The organism is Streptomyces spinoverrucosus (assembly GCF_015712165.1).
GTDB classification, from domain to species: Bacteria; Actinomycetota; Actinomycetes; order Streptomycetales; family Streptomycetaceae; genus Streptomyces; species Streptomyces spinoverrucosus_A.
Genome location: NZ_JADPZX010000001.1, coordinates 5,262,175 through 5,278,296, shown reverse-complemented (window position 1 = coordinate 5,278,296; position 16,122 = coordinate 5,262,175). Strand labels below are relative to the sequence as shown.

At 66.1% G+C, this 16,122-nt stretch carries 9 protein-coding genes and 3 rRNA genes; 6 read left to right on the top strand and 6 right to left on the bottom strand.

All coding sequences use genetic code 11. The features are described from left to right. The first annotated feature begins 69 nt into the window (after positions 1 to 69). Genes I2W78_RS23985 through I2W78_RS23965 form a run of 5 tightly spaced genes read left to right on the top strand, consistent with a single transcriptional unit; the run spans position 70 to position 5,731 of the window. Positions 70 to 1,422 carry a proline-rich domain-containing protein gene (locus I2W78_RS23985; RefSeq protein WP_196462332.1) on the top strand — a complete coding sequence of 451 codons (1,353 nt, stop codon included), beginning with the start codon at positions 70 to 72 and terminating at the stop codon, positions 1,420 to 1,422. A gap of 4 nt (positions 1,423 to 1,426) precedes the next feature. Continuing rightward, a complete protein-coding gene (locus I2W78_RS23980) occupies positions 1,427 to 2,245 on the top strand; it encodes a DUF4129 domain-containing protein (protein WP_196462331.1) in 819 nt (272 codons plus the stop codon). Further along, positions 2,242 to 3,432 carry a DUF4350 domain-containing protein gene (locus I2W78_RS23975; RefSeq protein ID WP_196462330.1) on the top strand — a complete coding sequence of 397 codons (1,191 nt, stop codon included), beginning with the start codon at positions 2,242 to 2,244 and terminating at the stop codon, positions 3,430 to 3,432. The genes I2W78_RS23980 and I2W78_RS23975 overlap by 4 nt, the downstream gene beginning before the upstream one ends. Then, positions 3,432 to 4,421, top strand: a complete 990-nt coding sequence (locus I2W78_RS23970) for an AAA family ATPase (protein WP_196464694.1) — start codon at positions 3,432 to 3,434, stop codon at positions 4,419 to 4,421. Before I2W78_RS23975 ends, I2W78_RS23970 begins: the two co-directional genes overlap by 1 nt. Beyond that, a complete protein-coding gene (locus tag I2W78_RS23965; protein ID WP_196462329.1) occupies positions 4,421 to 5,731 on the top strand; it encodes a DUF58 domain-containing protein in 1,311 nt (436 codons plus the stop codon). Before I2W78_RS23970 ends, I2W78_RS23965 begins: the two co-directional genes overlap by 1 nt. Before the next feature lie 100 nt (positions 5,732 to 5,831). Here I2W78_RS23965 and rrf read toward each other — a convergent pair. The 4 genes from rrf to I2W78_RS23945 all read right to left on the bottom strand — a co-directional run bounded on the left by rrf (position 5,832) and on the right by I2W78_RS23945 (position 12,526). Continuing rightward, positions 5,832 to 5,948, bottom strand: a 5S ribosomal RNA gene (gene rrf / locus I2W78_RS23960). A gap of 70 nt (positions 5,949 to 6,018) precedes the next feature. Next, a 23S ribosomal RNA gene (locus I2W78_RS23955) occupies positions 6,019 to 9,139 on the bottom strand. Between the two features lie 300 nt (positions 9,140 to 9,439). Beyond that, a 16S ribosomal RNA gene (locus I2W78_RS23950) occupies positions 9,440 to 10,964 on the bottom strand. Together the 16S, 23S and 5S rRNA genes form the textbook arrangement of a ribosomal RNA operon. Before the next feature lie 554 nt (positions 10,965 to 11,518). Next, positions 11,519 to 12,526 (bottom strand): stage II sporulation protein M, encoded by a 1,008-nt coding sequence (locus I2W78_RS23945; protein ID WP_196462328.1) that lies wholly within the window; start codon positions 12,524 to 12,526, stop codon positions 11,519 to 11,521. A gap of 131 nt (positions 12,527 to 12,657) precedes the next feature. Between I2W78_RS23945 and I2W78_RS23940 the strand changes: the two genes are divergently transcribed. Further along, positions 12,658 to 13,680, top strand: coding sequence for an RDD family protein (locus I2W78_RS23940; RefSeq protein WP_196462327.1), 1,023 nt, complete (start codon positions 12,658 to 12,660; stop codon positions 13,678 to 13,680). Between the two features lie 173 nt (positions 13,681 to 13,853). Here I2W78_RS23940 and I2W78_RS23935 read toward each other — a convergent pair whose 3' ends face one another. Together I2W78_RS23935 and ahcY are read right to left on the bottom strand one after the other, a co-directional pair. Further along, entirely contained in the window at positions 13,854 to 14,468 is a 615-nt protein-coding gene (locus I2W78_RS23935) for a hypothetical protein (RefSeq protein WP_196462326.1), read from the bottom strand. Between the two features lie 185 nt (positions 14,469 to 14,653). Further along, positions 14,654 to 16,111 carry an adenosylhomocysteinase gene (gene ahcY / locus I2W78_RS23930; RefSeq protein WP_196462325.1) on the bottom strand — a complete coding sequence of 486 codons (1,458 nt, stop codon included), beginning with the start codon at positions 16,109 to 16,111 and terminating at the stop codon, positions 14,654 to 14,656. Between the last annotated feature and the right edge of the window lie 11 nt (positions 16,112 to 16,122).

The following is a 16,122-nucleotide window of genomic DNA, read 5'->3' as shown; positions in this document are numbered from 1 at the left end:
AACACCCCATGGCACGATGTCTGCCAACCTGCCGCCGCGACAGCGGACGGGCACCGTGAAGGAGCGACGATGAACGACACTCCGGGCTGGGCCTCGCCCGGATCCGCCCCGTCCAACGGGCAGGAGCCCGGCACGTCCGGCCCTGCCGAGCCGACCGACCGGCCCGCCCCCGCGCAGCCCTCGCAACCCGCGGACCAGCCAGGCCCCCAGGCGCCGCACCCCGGGGCGAAGTGGTCCAAGGAGCAGCCGCCACCGGCCCAGTGGTCCGCCCCCACCGGCCCGCAGAGTCCCGGCCAGACTCCCCCGCCCCCACCACCCGGCCCCGGCTGGGGCGGCACCCAGCCCCCCGGCGGACACGGCGGCGGGTACGGCAACTGGCGGGGCCCCGGCGGCTACGGCGGTTGGGGCGGCCAATGGGGCGGGCCCCCGCCCGCGGCCAAGCCCGGCGTGATCCCCCTGCGCCCGCTGGGCGTCGGCGAGATCCTCGACGGCGCCGTCTCCACCATGCGCACCTACTGGCGCACCGTGCTCGGCATCGCACTCACCGTCGCGGTCGTCACGGAGATCATCGTCATCCTGCTCCAGGGCTTCGTCCTGAGCGAGCAGACCAGCACCGATGCCCTCGAAGACCCCAGCGCCACCCTCGGCGAACTCACGCGCGCCATGGGCGACGCGCTGCTCAGCTCCGGTGTCATCTTCCTGATCACCCTGATCGGCACCGTCGCGGCGACCGCGCTGCTCACCAATGTCACCAGCCGCGCCGTCCTCGGCAAACCGGTCACCACCGGTGAGGCCTGGCGCGACGCGCGCCCGCGCGTGCTGAAGCTGTTCGGCCTGATCTTCCTGCTGCTCGTCATCGCCCTCGGCGTCGCCCTCGCGGGCGCCGTGCCCGGCATCCTCGTGACCCTGGCGGGCGGCGGCGCCGCCGGCGCCGCGCTCACCGTCCTGGGCAGCCTGTGCACCGGCATAGTCGCCCTGTGGCTGATGGTCCGCTTCTCCCTGGCCTCCCCGGCCCTGATGCTGGAGAAGCAGGGCATCCTGAAGTCGATGAGCCGCTCCAGCAAGCTCGTCCGCGGCGCCTGGTGGCGCGTGTTCGGCATCCAGCTGCTCGCCACGATCATCGCCAACATCGTCGCGGCGATCGTCGTCATCCCCTTCACGTTCCTCGCCGCGGCCCTCAGCGGCGACGGCGTCGGCGGATTCCTCGACGGCACCGGCGACTTCGGCTGGACGTTCCTGATCATCAGCGGCATCGGCTCCGTGATCGGATCGATGATCACGTTCCCGATCACCGCCGGCGTCACCGTGCTCCTCTACATCGACCAGCGCATCCGCCGCGAGGCCCTCGACCTCGAACTGGCCCGCGCAGCCGGTGTCCAGGGCTACGGCCCCGGCACCTCCGACGCCGCGCCCGGGAGCTGATGCGGTGAACCTGGCCGGGGGAGTCCTCACAGCCGCGCCACCGCTGCCACGCGCCGGCGACGCTGCCGTACGCGCCTGGCTGCGCGCCGGCGACCTGACTGCACGACCGCCGCACCGCACCGGCGGCACGTCCCTGCTGTCACTGCCTGGCTCCGACGACGAACCGCCGTTGACGATCCCCCGCGACCCGGCGCGGGAGGCGGCCCGCCGCGAGCTGTCCAAGCGCATGTACCACGAGGACGACCCCGGCCTGTTCCAACGCGCCCTCGACGCCTTCTGGGAGTGGCTCGGCAAGCTGCTCCGCCTCGCATCCGACGCGACCCCCGGAGGAACGCTCGGCCTCGTCGTCGTCATCGTCGCCGTCCTCGCGGTCCTGGGAGCCCTGTGGTGGCGCCTGGGTACCCCACGCCGCCAACCCGCCTCCTCCGCCACCCTGTTCGACGACCGCCCCCGCAGCGCCGCCGAACACCGCGCGGCCGCCGAGGCGCACGCCGCCCAGAGCCACTGGAACCTGGCCCTGCAGGAACGCATGCGTGCCATCGTCCGCTCGCTGGAGGAACGCGCCCTCCTCGACGCCCGCCCTGGCCGCACCGCCGACGAGGCAGCAGCCGAAGCGGGCCGCGCCCTGCCCTCCCACGCGGACCGACTGCACACCGCCGCCCGGGACTTCGACGACGTGACATACGGCGGACGCGCTGCAACCGAGACGTCGTACCGCCGCATCGCCGAACTCGACCGCGACCTGGAGCGCACCAAACCACAATTCACCAGCAGCAGCGCCCACAGCGCGGACCACAACACCCGCCAGGGAGCCGCCGGATGACCACCGAGGCCACGCTCCCTGCCACCTCGGCCTCGCGCACCCCACGCCAGGTGTGGACCCGCACGCGAGGCATCGCGCTCGCCCTCGTCCTCCTGCTGGCCGGAGCGATCGTGGTCGCCCTGGTCCGCTCCGACGCCCAACGCGGCAGCCTCGACCCGCGCTCCACCGCCCCCCAGGGCAGCCGCGCCGTTGCCGAACTCCTCGCCGACCGCGGCGTGTCCACCCGCGTCGTCACCACCCTGGAGGAAGCGCGCTCCGCAACCGCCCCCGACACCACCCTCCTGGTCGCCGTCCCCGACCTGTTGACGGACCGTCAACAGACCCTGCTGCGCTCCACGGTGGCCGAGTCCGGCGGACGGACGATCCTCGTCGCCGCGGGCAGCTCCTCCGTCGAGCAGCTCGCCCCCGGCGTCACCGCCGACCCCGCCACCAGCCTCCAGTCCACGCTCGAGCCCCACTGCGACTTCCCCGCCGCCCAGCGCGCGGGCGCCGCCGACACCGGCGGACTCCGCTACACCACCACCCACCTCGACGCCGACGAGTGCTACCCCAGCCAGCGCCTGGCAAGCCTGATCCGCGTCCCGGAGGCATCCGGAGCCGGCGACACCGTCGTCCTCGGCGCGCCCGACATCCTCTACAACGACCGCCTCGGCGAGCAGGGCAACGCCTCGCTCGCCCTCCAACTCCTCGGCTCCCGCCCGCATCTGGTCTGGTACCTCCCCTCACTGTCCGACGCCACCACCCCGGACGACGAGCGCGACTTCTTCGACCTGCTCCCCTCCGGCTGGCTCTGGGGCACCCTGCAGCTCTTCATCGCCGCCGCCCTCGCCGCCCTGTGGAGGGCACGCCGACTCGGCCCCCTCGTGCCCGAAAAACTCCCCGTCGCGATCCGCGCCTCCGAAACCGTCGAAGGCCGCGCCCGCCTCTACCGCAAGGCGAACGCCCACGACCGCGCGGCCGCCGCTCTTCGCTCCACCACCCGCACCCGCCTCGCTCCCCTCGTAGGCGTCCCCGTCGCTCAGGCGCACGCGCCCGAAGCACTGCTCCCCGCGCTGTCCAGCCACTTGCACGGCGACGGACAGTCCCTGCACACCCTCCTCTTCGGCCCGCCGCCCAGCGACGACGCGACCCTGATCGCACTCGCCGACCAACTCGACGCCCTCGAAAGAGAGGTACGCCGTCCATGATGGACCCGACCACTGACAACGCCGGGCAGACCGGGGACCCGGGCAACGCCCGAGCCGCCCTGGAGGCCCTGCGCGCCGAGATCGCCAAGGCCGTGGTCGGCCAGGATCCCGCCGTGACCGGCCTTGTCGTCGCCCTCCTGTGCCGTGGACACGTCCTACTTGAAGGCGTCCCCGGAGTCGCCAAGACGTTGCTCGTCCGCGCCCTCGCCTCCGCACTCGAGCTCGACACCAAGCGCGTCCAGTTCACCCCCGACCTCATGCCGAGCGACGTGACCGGCTCTTTGGTCTACGACACCCGCACCGCCGAGTTCTCTTTCCAGCCCGGCCCAGTCTTCACCAACCTCCTCCTCGCCGACGAGATCAACCGCACGCCCCCGAAGACCCAGTCCTCCCTCCTCGAGGCCATGGAGGAACGCCAGGTCACGGTCGACGGCATCCCACGCCCCCTCCCCGAGCCGTTCCTGGTCGCCGCCACCCAGAACCCGGTCGAGTACGAAGGCACGTACCCCCTCCCCGAAGCCCAGCTGGACCGTTTCCTCCTCAAACTCACCATCCCCCTCCCCTCCCGCCAGGACGAGATCAACGTCCTGACCCGCCACGCCGAGGGCTTCAACCCACGCGACCTGCGCGCCGCCGGCGTACGCCCCGTGGCGGGCGCGCCCGTCCTGGAGGCAGCCCGCGCCGCCGTCGCCAAGACCACGGTCTCCCCCGAAATCACGGCGTACGTCGTCGACATCTGCCGAGCCACGCGCGAATCGCCGTCCCTCACCCTGGGCGTGTCCCCACGCGGAGCCACCGCCCTCCTCGCCACCTCCCGTGCATGGGCATGGCTGACCGGCCGCGACTACGTCACCCCCGACGATGTAAAGGCCCTGGCACTCCCCACCCTCCGCCACCGAGTCCAGCTCCGCCCCGAGGCCGAAATGGAAGGCGTAACAGCCGACTCCGTCATCAACGCCATCCTCGCCCACGTCCCCGTCCCCCGCTGATGGCACTCACCGGACGCGCCGCACTCCTCGCGGCCCTCGGCTCCCTGCCCGTCGGCCTGTGGGACCCCAGCTGGACAGGCATCCTGGCCGTGAACGGCCCCCTGGCCATCGCCTGCGCCTGCGACTACGCCCTCGCGGCGCCGGTACGGCACCTGGGGCTGACCCGCTCCGGTGACACATCCGTACGCCTGGGCGAAACCGCGGACGTCACCCTCACCGTCACCAACCCGTCCGGTCGCCCCCTGCGCGCCCGTCTCCGCGACGCATGGCCGCCCAGCAGTTGGCAGCCGGGCACCGAGATCGCGGCTTCTCGCCACCGCCTGACGGTCCCCGCAGGCGAACGCCGCCGCATCACGACCCGCCTACGCCCCACGCGCCGCGGCGACCGCCAGGCCGACCGCGTGACGATCCGCTCCTACGGCCCCCTGGGCCTCATCGCCCGCCAGGGCACCCACAAGGTCCCCTGGACGGTACGCGTTCTGCCCCCCTTCACCAGCCGCAAGCACCTCCCGTCGAAGCTCGCCCGTCTCCGCGAACTCGACGGCCGCACGAGCGTCCTGCAACGAGGTGAGGGCACAGAATTCGACAGCCTGCGCGAGTACGTCCCCGGCGACGACACCCGCTCCATCGACTGGCGCGCCACAGCCCGCCAGTCCACGGTCGCCGTACGGACCTGGCGCCCCGAACGCGACCGCCATATCCTCCTGGTCCTCGACACCGGCCGCACCTCAGCCGGCCGAGTGGGTGACGCGCCACGCCTCGACGCCTCCATGGACGCAGCCCTGCTCCTGGCCGCCCTGGCCTCCCGCGCCGGCGACCGCGTCGACCTGCTCGCCTACGACCGCCGGGTACGCGCCCTCGTCCAGGGCCGCACCGCAGGCGACGTTCTGCCCTCCCTCGTCAACGCCATGGCGGCCCTAGAACCAGAACTGATCGAAACGGACGCCCGAGGCCTCGCAGCCACAGCACTCCGAACGGCCCCCCGGCGCTCCCTGATCGTCCTGCTCACCACCCTCGACGCCGCCCCGGTGGAAGAGGGCCTGCTGCCCGTCCTCCCTCAGCTCACACAACGCCACACAGTCCTCGTGGCTTCAGTGGCGGACCCTCATATCGCCCGCATGGCAACGTCTCGCGGACACCTGGAGTCGGTCTACGACGCCGCAGCCGCCGCCCAAGCCCAAGCGGAACGCCATCGCACCGCCGAACAACTCCGTCGACACGGCGTTACGGTCGTGGACGCGACGCCCGAAGAATTGGCGCCGACGCTGGCGGACGCGTATCTGGCCCTCAAGACATCGGGACGCCTGTGATCCCCGGCAGGGCATTCGGGAGCCCGGGGGCTCGGGCCCCTGAAAACTCCTGAAATGCAGAAAACCCCGCATCCGAAGATGCGGGGTTTTCTCAATAATTGTTCGGCGGCGTCCTACTCTCCCACAGGGTCCCCCCTGCAGTACCATCGGCGCTGTAAGGCTTAGCTTCCGGGTTCGGAATGTAACCGGGCGTTTCCCTCACGCTATGACCACCGAAACACTATGAAACTGACAACCGGAAACGGCTGTTCGTGGTTTCAGAACCAACACAGTGGACGCGAGCAACTGAGGACAAGCCCTCGGCCTATTAGTACCGGTCAACTCCACACGTTACCGTGCTTCCATATCCGGCCTATCAACCCAGTCGTCTACTGGGAGCCTTACCCCATCAAGTGGGTGGGAGTCCTCATCTCGAAGCAGGCTTCCCGCTTAGATGCTTTCAGCGGTTATCCCTCCCGAACGTAGCCAACCAGCCATGCCCTTGGCAGAACAACTGGCACACCAGAGGTTCGTCCGTCCCGGTCCTCTCGTACTAGGGACAGCCCTTCTCAAGACTCCTACGCGCACAGCGGATAGGGACCGAACTGTCTCACGACGTTCTAAACCCAGCTCGCGTACCGCTTTAATGGGCGAACAGCCCAACCCTTGGGACCGACTCCAGCCCCAGGATGCGACGAGCCGACATCGAGGTGCCAAACCATCCCGTCGATATGGACTCTTGGGGAAGATCAGCCTGTTATCCCCGGGGTACCTTTTATCCGTTGAGCGACGGCGCTTCCACAAGCCACCGCCGGATCACTAGTCCCGACTTTCGTCCCTGCTCGACCCGTCGGTCTCACAGTCAAGCTCCCTTGTGCACTTACACTCAACACCTGATTGCCAACCAGGCTGAGGGAACCTTTGGGCGCCTCCGTTACCCTTTAGGAGGCAACCGCCCCAGTTAAACTACCCATCAGACACTGTCCCTGATCCGGATCACGGACCCAGGTTAGACATCCAGCACGACCAGACTGGTATTTCAACGACGACTCCACACGAACTGGCGTCCGCGTTTCAAAGTCTCCCAGCTATCCTACACAAGCCGAACCGAACACCAATATCAAACTGTAGTAAAGGTCCCGGGGTCTTTCCGTCCTGCTGCGCGAAACGAGCATCTTTACTCGTAGTGCAATTTCACCGGGCCTATGGTTGAGACAGTCGAGAAGTCGTTACGCCATTCGTGCAGGTCGGAACTTACCCGACAAGGAATTTCGCTACCTTAGGATGGTTATAGTTACCACCGCCGTTTACTGGCGCTTAAGTTCTCAGCTTCGCCCCACCGAAATGGAGCTAACCGGTCCCCTTAACGTTCCAGCACCGGGCAGGCGTCAGTCCGTATACATCGCCTTACGGCTTCGCACGGACCTGTGTTTTTAGTAAACAGTCGCTTCTCGCTGGTCTCTGCGGCCACCCCCAGCTCCAGCAGCAAGTGCCGTCACCGGATGTGGCCCCCCTTCTCCCGAAGTTACGGGGGCATTTTGCCGAGTTCCTTAACCATAGTTCACCCGAACGCCTCGGTATTCTCTACCTGACCACCTGAGTCGGTTTAGGGTACGGGCCGCCATGAAACTCGCTAGAGGCTTTTCTCGACAGCATAGGATCATCCACTTCACCACAATCGGCTCGGCATCAGGTCTCAGACACATGCCAGGCGGATTTACCTACCTGACGTCCTACACCCTTACCCCGGGACAACCACCGCCCGGGATGGACTACCTTCCTGCGTCACCCCATCACTCACCTACTAACCGCTTGGTCCGGCGGCTCCACCACTCCGTGCTTGTCCGAAGACGCACACGGCGGTTTCACGGCCTTAGCATCACGATGCTCAGTGTTTGACGCTTCACAGCGGGTACCGGAATATCAACCGGTTATCCATCGACTACGCCTGTCGGCCTCGCCTTAGGTCCCGACTTACCCTGGGCAGATCAGCTTGACCCAGGAACCCTTAGTCAATCGGCGCAAACGTTTCTCACGTTTGTATCGCTACTCATGCCTGCATTCTCACTCGTCAACCGTCCACAACTCGCTTACGCGGCTGCTTCACCCGGCAGACGACGCTCCCCTACCCATCAACACCCTCGTTGGAGGTACATGTGTCAATGACACGACTTCGGCGGTACGCTTGAGCCCCGCTACATTGTCGGCGCGGAATCACTTGACCAGTGAGCTATTACGCACTCTTTCAAGGGTGGCTGCTTCTAAGCCAACCTCCTGGTTGTCTGTGCGACTCCACATCCTTTCCCACTTAGCGTACGCTTAGGGGCCTTAGTCGATGCTCTGGGCTGTTTCCCTCTCGACCATGGAGCTTATCCCCCACAGTCTCACTGCCGCGCTCTCACTTACCGGCATTCGGAGTTTGGCTAAGGTCAGTAACCCGGTAGGGCCCATCGCCTATCCAGTGCTCTACCTCCGGCAAGAAACACACGACGCTGCACCTAAATGCATTTCGGGGAGAACCAGCTATCACGGAGTTTGATTGGCCTTTCACCCCTAACCACAGGTCATCCCCCAGGTTTTCAACCCTGGTGGGTTCGGTCCTCCACGAAGTCTTACCTCCGCTTCAACCTGCCCATGGCTAGATCACTCCGCTTCGGGTCTTGAGCGCGCTACTGAAACGCCCTATTCGGACTCGCTTTCGCTACGGCTACCCCACCCGGGTTAACCTCGCAACACACCGCAAACTCGCAGGCTCATTCTTCAAAAGGCACGCAGTCACGAGACACAGCAAGCTGCATCCGACGCTCCCACGGCTTGTAGGCACACGGTTTCAGGTACTATTTCACTCCCCTCCCGGGGTACTTTTCACCATTCCCTCACGGTACTATCCGCTATCGGTCACCAGGGAATATTTAGGCTTAGCGGGTGGTCCCGCCAGATTCACACGGGATTTCTCGGGCCCCGTGCTACTTGGGTGTCTCTCAAACGAGCCGCTGACGTTTCGACTACGGGGGTCTTACCCTCTACGCCGGACCTTTCGCATGTCCTTCGCCTACATCAACGGTTTCTGACTCGTCCCACGGCCGGCAGACCGTGGAAGAGAGATCCCACAACCCCGCATACGCAACCCCTGCCGGGTCTCACACGCATACGGTTTGGCCTCATCCAGTTTCGCTCGCCACTACTCCCGGAATCACGGTTGTTTTCTCTTCCTGCGGGTACTGAGATGTTTCACTTCCCCGCGTTCCCTCCACACTGCCTATGTGTTCAGCAGTGGGTGACAGCCCATGACGACTGCCGGGTTTCCCCATTCGGAAACCCCCGGATCAAAGCCTGGTTGACGACTCCCCGGGGACTATCGCGGCCTCCCACGTCCTTCATCGGTTCCTGGTGCCAAGGCATCCACCGTGCGCCCTTAAAAACTTGGCCACAGATGCTCGCGTCCACTGTGCAGTTCTCAAACAACGACCAGCCACCCATCACCCCGGACCAACAGACCCGAGTGCACTGGGACCGGCAACTGAGGAAAGTTCATTCCCTCAGACACCCAACAGCGTGCCCGACACCCTCGCCCCTCCTCGTTCCGTTCCACGCCGAAGCAGTACTAGGAAGAGAAGCAGGTCAAGTGTGCCGAGTAGTCAACGTTCCACCCATGAGCAACCAGCATCAGACGTTCGCTGATGTACTGGCCTCTGAACCGGGCAAGCCCGGCTGAGAAGTGCTCCTTAGAAAGGAGGTGATCCAGCCGCACCTTCCGGTACGGCTACCTTGTTACGACTTCGTCCCAATCGCCAGTCCCACCTTCGACAGCTCCCTCCCACAAGGGGTTGGGCCACCGGCTTCGGGTGTTACCGACTTTCGTGACGTGACGGGCGGTGTGTACAAGGCCCGGGAACGTATTCACCGCAGCAATGCTGATCTGCGATTACTAGCGACTCCGACTTCATGGGGTCGAGTTGCAGACCCCAATCCGAACTGAGACCGGCTTTTTGAGATTCGCTCCACCTCGCGGTATCGCAGCTCATTGTACCGGCCATTGTAGCACGTGTGCAGCCCAAGACATAAGGGGCATGATGACTTGACGTCGTCCCCACCTTCCTCCGAGTTGACCCCGGCGGTCTCCCGTGAGTCCCCAGCACCACAAGGGCCTGCTGGCAACACGGGACAAGGGTTGCGCTCGTTGCGGGACTTAACCCAACATCTCACGACACGAGCTGACGACAGCCATGCACCACCTGTACACCGACCACAAGGGGGCGACCGTCTCCGGCCGTTTCCGGTGTATGTCAAGCCTTGGTAAGGTTCTTCGCGTTGCGTCGAATTAAGCCACATGCTCCGCCGCTTGTGCGGGCCCCCGTCAATTCCTTTGAGTTTTAGCCTTGCGGCCGTACTCCCCAGGCGGGGCACTTAATGCGTTAGCTGCGGCACGGACAACGTGGAATGTTGCCCACACCTAGTGCCCACCGTTTACGGCGTGGACTACCAGGGTATCTAATCCTGTTCGCTCCCCACGCTTTCGCTCCTCAGCGTCAGTATCGGCCCAGAGATCCGCCTTCGCCACCGGTGTTCCTCCTGATATCTGCGCATTTCACCGCTACACCAGGAATTCCGATCTCCCCTACCGAACTCTAGCCTGCCCGTATCGACTGCAGACCCGGGGTTAAGCCCCGGGCTTTCACAACCGACGCGACAAGCCGCCTACGAGCTCTTTACGCCCAATAATTCCGGACAACGCTTGCGCCCTACGTATTACCGCGGCTGCTGGCACGTAGTTAGCCGGCGCTTCTTCTGCAGGTACCGTCACTTTCGCTTCTTCCCTGCTGAAAGAGGTTTACAACCCGAAGGCCGTCATCCCTCACGCGGCGTCGCTGCATCAGGCTTTCGCCCATTGTGCAATATTCCCCACTGCTGCCTCCCGTAGGAGTCTGGGCCGTGTCTCAGTCCCAGTGTGGCCGGTCGCCCTCTCAGGCCGGCTACCCGTCGTCGCCTTGGTGAGCCATTACCTCACCAACAAGCTGATAGGCCGCGGGCTCATCCTGCACCGCCGGAGCTTTACAGAACCAAGGATGCCCAAGGTTCTCATATCCGGTATTAGACCCCGTTTCCAGGGCTTGTCCCAGAGTGCAGGGCAGATTGCCCACGTGTTACTCACCCGTTCGCCACTAATCCACCCCGAAGGGCTTCATCGTTCGACTTGCATGTGTTAAGCACGCCGCCAGCGTTCGTCCTGAGCCAGGATCAAACTCTCCGTGAATGCTTACCGGTAATCCGGTGACACACACGGGAGCGGAACGCCGGGAGGAATAATCCCGACGCTCACAGCGTCCTCGCTGTGTTTTTTCAAAGGAACCTCGCCTCGGTCATGATGACCGGAGACGGGGTATCAACATATCTGGCGTTGACTTTTGGCACGCTGTTGAGTTCTCAAGGAACGGTCGCTTCCTTTGTACTCACCGGAGATTCTCTCTCGCGGCTTTCCTCCGGGCGCTTCCCTTCGGTGTTTCCGACTCTATCAGATCTTTTCTCGATCCGATTTCCTCGGTGCTTTCCAGGTTCCGGCTTTCGCGTTTCCCTTTCCGGCGGTTCCGACTTTATCAGAGGTTTCCGGCCGAGTTGACCGACCGTCCATTCCGATTCATCGGGGAGCTTCTTCGAAAGCGATGTTCGTAGAAGCGGTAGGTCCTCAAGGTGCCGACCGGATGAGCTCCAGTCCAGGCAACTGTTTGAATCTACCTCCCCACATGGTCCGTGTCAACGGCTCCCGTGGGGCGAAGAGGAGACTAGCAGTCCCGCAGGCCTGTCCGCACATCAGGCCGCAGTCGGCATCGTGTCGCTGCGCTCGGCCGCGTCCAAGTCCCCCGTCTCGCCGACATGGGCGGCACGCCGTCCGAGCACGTAGACGTACGCGAGGAAGGCGAGCTCGGCGACAACGCCGATGGCTATGCGGGCCCAGGTCGGCAGGCCCGACGGGGTGACGAAGCCTTCGATGGCGCCGGCGACGAAGAGGACCAGGGCAAGGCCGATCGCCATGCCGATGGCAGCGCGGCCCTCCTCGGCGAGGGCCCTGCGGCGCGTACGTGGTCCTGGGTCGATCACCGTCCAGCCGAGCCGCAGTCCCGTGCCGGCGGCGACAAAGACTGCTGTCAGCTCCAGCAACCCGTGCGGGAGGACGAGACCGAGGAAGGTGTCGAGTCGGCCTGCCGAGGACATCAGTCCGAAGCCGATGCCCAGGTTGAGCATGTTCTGGAAGAGGATCCAGAGGACAGGGAGGCCCAGGAAGACGCCGAAGACCAGGCACATGGTGGCTGCCTGGGCGTTGTTGGTCCACACGCGCGCCGCGAAGGATGCCGCGGGGTGGGTGGAGTAGTAGCTCTCGTACTCGCCACCGGGGCGGGTGAGCTCGCGCAGTTCGCTGGGTGCAGCGATGGTGGCCTGGACTTCTGGGTGCGTACCGATCCACCAGCCGAGGAGCGCCGCGACGAGAGTCGACAGCAGAGCGGTGGGAACCCACCAGTGGCGGGATCGGTAGACGGCGGCTGGGAAGCCGTAGGCGAGGAAGCGGGTGACATCGCGCCAGGAGGCGCGTCGGGTGCCTGTCACCGCACTACGCGCGCGTGCCACCAGTTGGCTGAGGCGCCCCGTCAGCTGTGGATCGGGTGCGCTGGACTGGATCAGGGAAAGATGAGTGGCAGTGCGCTGGTAGAGCGCGACGAGTTCGTCGGTCTCGGCGCCGGTGAGGCGACGCTGGCGCCGGAGCAGGCCCTCCAGGCGGTCCCATTCCGCTCGGTGGGCGGAGACGAAGACGTCGAGGTCCATCGGTTTGCCTGCTCCTCGGCTGCTCGTCGGCGGGCCCGTCGTGAGTATCGGCTTGTCGTACTGCGATGCTCGGTGCCCTCAGCTTGGCAGACTGACGGTTCTCGGGGCAGGCCAGGGGAAGGACGACGGGCGTGAGTGAGCTGGTGACGGGCGAGGCGGTGGCTCTGGAGTTGCGCCCTGCGAGGTTGCCCAGCAGGGCGCTGGCAGTCCTGCTCGATCTGGTTGTGGCCCTTACCGCGTACATGATCGTGACCATGGTGCTGGTGATCTCGACGGCCTCCCTGGACGAGGCTGCTCGGATCGCGATCTCCATCGCAACGTTTCTGCTGGTTCTGGTGGGTGCGCCGATCGCCGTGGAGACGCTCAGCCACGGGCGGTCGCTGGGGAAGATGGCGTTCGGGCTGCGGGTGGTACGTGACGACGGCGGGCCGATCCGTTTCCGGCATGCGCTGGTGCGAGGGGCCATTGGCGTGGTCGAGATCCTGCTGACGCTCGGTGTCATTGCCTGTATCGCTTCGCTGGTGTCGGAGCGAGGGCGTCGGCTCGGGGATGTCTTCGCGGGGACTCTGGTCGTAAGGGAACGGATACCCACTGCCCGCATGCGTTTTGTGCCTCCGCCGCCGCCTTGGCTCGCCGGACGCTTTTCGGGGCTTGATCTGTCGGCGGTTCCTGACGGGCTGTGGCTGGCCATACGGCAGTACCTGACGCGGATGCAGCAGCTTGACCCCCAGGTGGGCGGTGCCATGGCGGAACGGCTCGCCGCCGATCTCGCGGAGCGGACGGGCGCTCCGGTGCCGCCGGGGATACCGGCGGCCGCCTATCTAGCGGCGGTGGTACAGGAGCGACAGGCGCGGGAGATCCGGCGTGCCCACGCGAACGGGGCTGCCGGCGCCCATGGGCCTGGCGGTGATGGGCAGTACGGGGGTGGCGCAGCGCCCTCGTATCCCTCCATCGCCACTCCTGCCACTCCTACCGCTCCGCCATCTGTCGGGCAGGTCTCTGCGGCAGCGCAGCCCCGATATGAAGCAGTGCAGTCCGACCGCCGTCCCGACAGCCCGGCGCAGGCGTCGCCGCCCGGGTCGCAGCAGAACGCGCAAGACGGGCAGTCGGCCGACACGGATCCTCCCGCGACCGGATTCGTGCCGCCCGCGTAATCCCGCCGAGGCCGCACAGTCCGGGCCTCGGTGCACTGCGTGAGTTCAGTGCCTCAGCTCCTTTCTAAGCCTTCTGGTCTCAGCCTTCTGGCCGTTCTCGGGCCGCTCAGCACGCCAAACCATCCCAACAACCCGACCGAGCCCGACCTCCACCTCCCCATCGGGCAGCCCGCTCACGAGAACACAGACGGCGGTGAGTCCAGGTCCTCAAGCTCGATGCCGGGAGCCGCGAGCACCACGTCTCCGGCGATGTGCACGACGTGCTGCTCGCCGGTATCCAGGGCTGTGACCTGGTACTCGTCCACGGTCAGGGGGTCGTTGTCAGTGCCGTGTGCTTCTCTTTTCAGCAGCGCCCAGGACTGGTCCACGGTGCGCGGGGCGAGGACCGGGTCTGTGAAGGCGACGAGGCGTACGCGGGTTGCGGAGCTGGAAGGGGTGAGGCGCAGCAGACGGGTGGTGGCGATGAGGAACGCGGGGGAGGTGCCGGTGAAGGCGTGGGCGCGCACATTGCCTTCTGTGGCATCGGTGCCGGTGGGGTCGGTACGGACCCAGGTGACGCCGTCGAGAGCGGCACCGCGCACCTGCCAGCCTGCCGCGTGGAGTTCGAGACGGATGGGGCGGCCGAGTTCGTCGAGGGCGAGGTCGACGGAGCCGCGGTGATCGCCCGAGGGGGTGGTCAGCTGGGAGACGTAGCGCCAGCCGGACGGGCCGGGGGCGCAGTGGAAGTGTTCTTCTGCGAGGGGGGTGTGATCGTGCGGATCGTGGAGCGAATAGCGGCCGCGGGGCATGAGGGTCCTGGGGTGTGACGGGCTGGCCGGTGCCGCGACAAGTCGGTGACAGCTGGTTCCGTGACAGCTGGTCCGGACAAAGAGGCAGGCCCCCGGCACGGGGGTGCGGGGGCCTGCCTCCAAGGACCTGCTGCTGAGCCGTGCGTCAGTGCACGGGCGCGCGGCTCAGCGGGCCGGCTGTGGACTCAGTAGCGGTAGTGGTCCGGCTTGAACGGGCCCTCGACCTTGACGCCGATGTAGTCGGCCTGCTCGGGGCGGAGCGTGGTCAGCTTCACGCCGAGCGCGTCGAGGTGGAGACGGGCGACCTTCTCGTCCAGGTGCTTGGGCAGCACGTAGACGTCGGTCGGGTACTCGTCGGGCTTGGTGAACAGCTCGATCTGGGCCAGGGTCTGGTCCGCGAAGGAGTTGGACATCACGAACGACGGGTGACCGGTGGCGTTGCCCAGGTTCAGCAGGCGGCCTTCGGAGAGGACGATGATCTTCTTGCCGTCCGCGAAGGTCCAGGTGTGGACCTGCGGCTTGATCTCGTCCTTGACGATGCCGGGGAACTTGGCGAGGCCGGCCATGTCGATCTCGTTGTCGAAGTGGCCGATGTTGCCCACGATCGCCTGGTGCTTCATCTTGGCCATGTCCGAGGCCATGATGATGTCCTTGTTGCCGGTCGTGGTGATGAAGATGTCGGCCTTGTCGACGACCTCGTCGAGGGTCGTGACCTGGTAGCCGTCCATCGCGGCCTGGAGGGCGCAGATCGGGTCGATCTCGGTGACGATCACGCGGGCGCCCTGCCCGCGCAGGGACTCCGCGCAGCCCTTGCCCACATCGCCGTAGCCGCAGACGACCGCGGTCTTGCCGCCGATCAGGGTGTCGGTGGCGCGGTTGATGCCGTCGACCAGGGAGTGGCGGCAGCCGTACTTGTTGTCGAACTTCGACTTGGTGACCGCGTCGTTGACGTTGATCGCCGGGAACAGGAGGGTGCCGTCGCGGTGCATCTCGTACAGGCGGTGGACGCCCGTCGTGGTCTCCTCGGTCACGCCGCGGATCTCGGAGGCCAGCTGGGTCCACTTTTGCGGGCTCTCGCTCACCGTGCGGGTGAGCAGCTCGAGGATGACGCGGTGCTCGTCGGACTCGGCGGTGTCGGGCGAGGGGACCTTGCCGTCCTTCTCGTACTCGACGCCCTTGTGGACGAGGAGGGTGGCGTCACCGCCGTCGTCCAGGATCATGTTGGGGCCGCCAGTGGGGGTGTTCGGCCAGGTCAGGGCCTGCTCCGTGCACCACCAGTACTCCTCCAGGGTCTCGCCCTTCCAGGCGAAGACCGGGACGCCCTGCGGGTTGTCGGGCGTGCCGTTCGGGCCGACGGCGATGGCGGCGGCCGCGTGGTCCTGGGTGGAGAAGATGTTGCAGGACGCCCAGCGGACCTGCGCGCCCAGGGCGACCAGGGTCTCGATGAGCACGGCGGTCTGCACGGTCATGTGCAGGGAGCCGGTGACGCGGGCGCCCTTGAGGGGCTGTGCCTCGGCGTACTCCCTGCGGATCGCCATCAGGCCCGGCATCTCGTGCTCGGCGAGGGTGATCTCCTTGCGGCCGAACTCGGCCAGGGAGAGGTCGGCGACCTTGAAGTCCTGTCGGTTCTCGACAGTGGTCATTACGGGCTGCT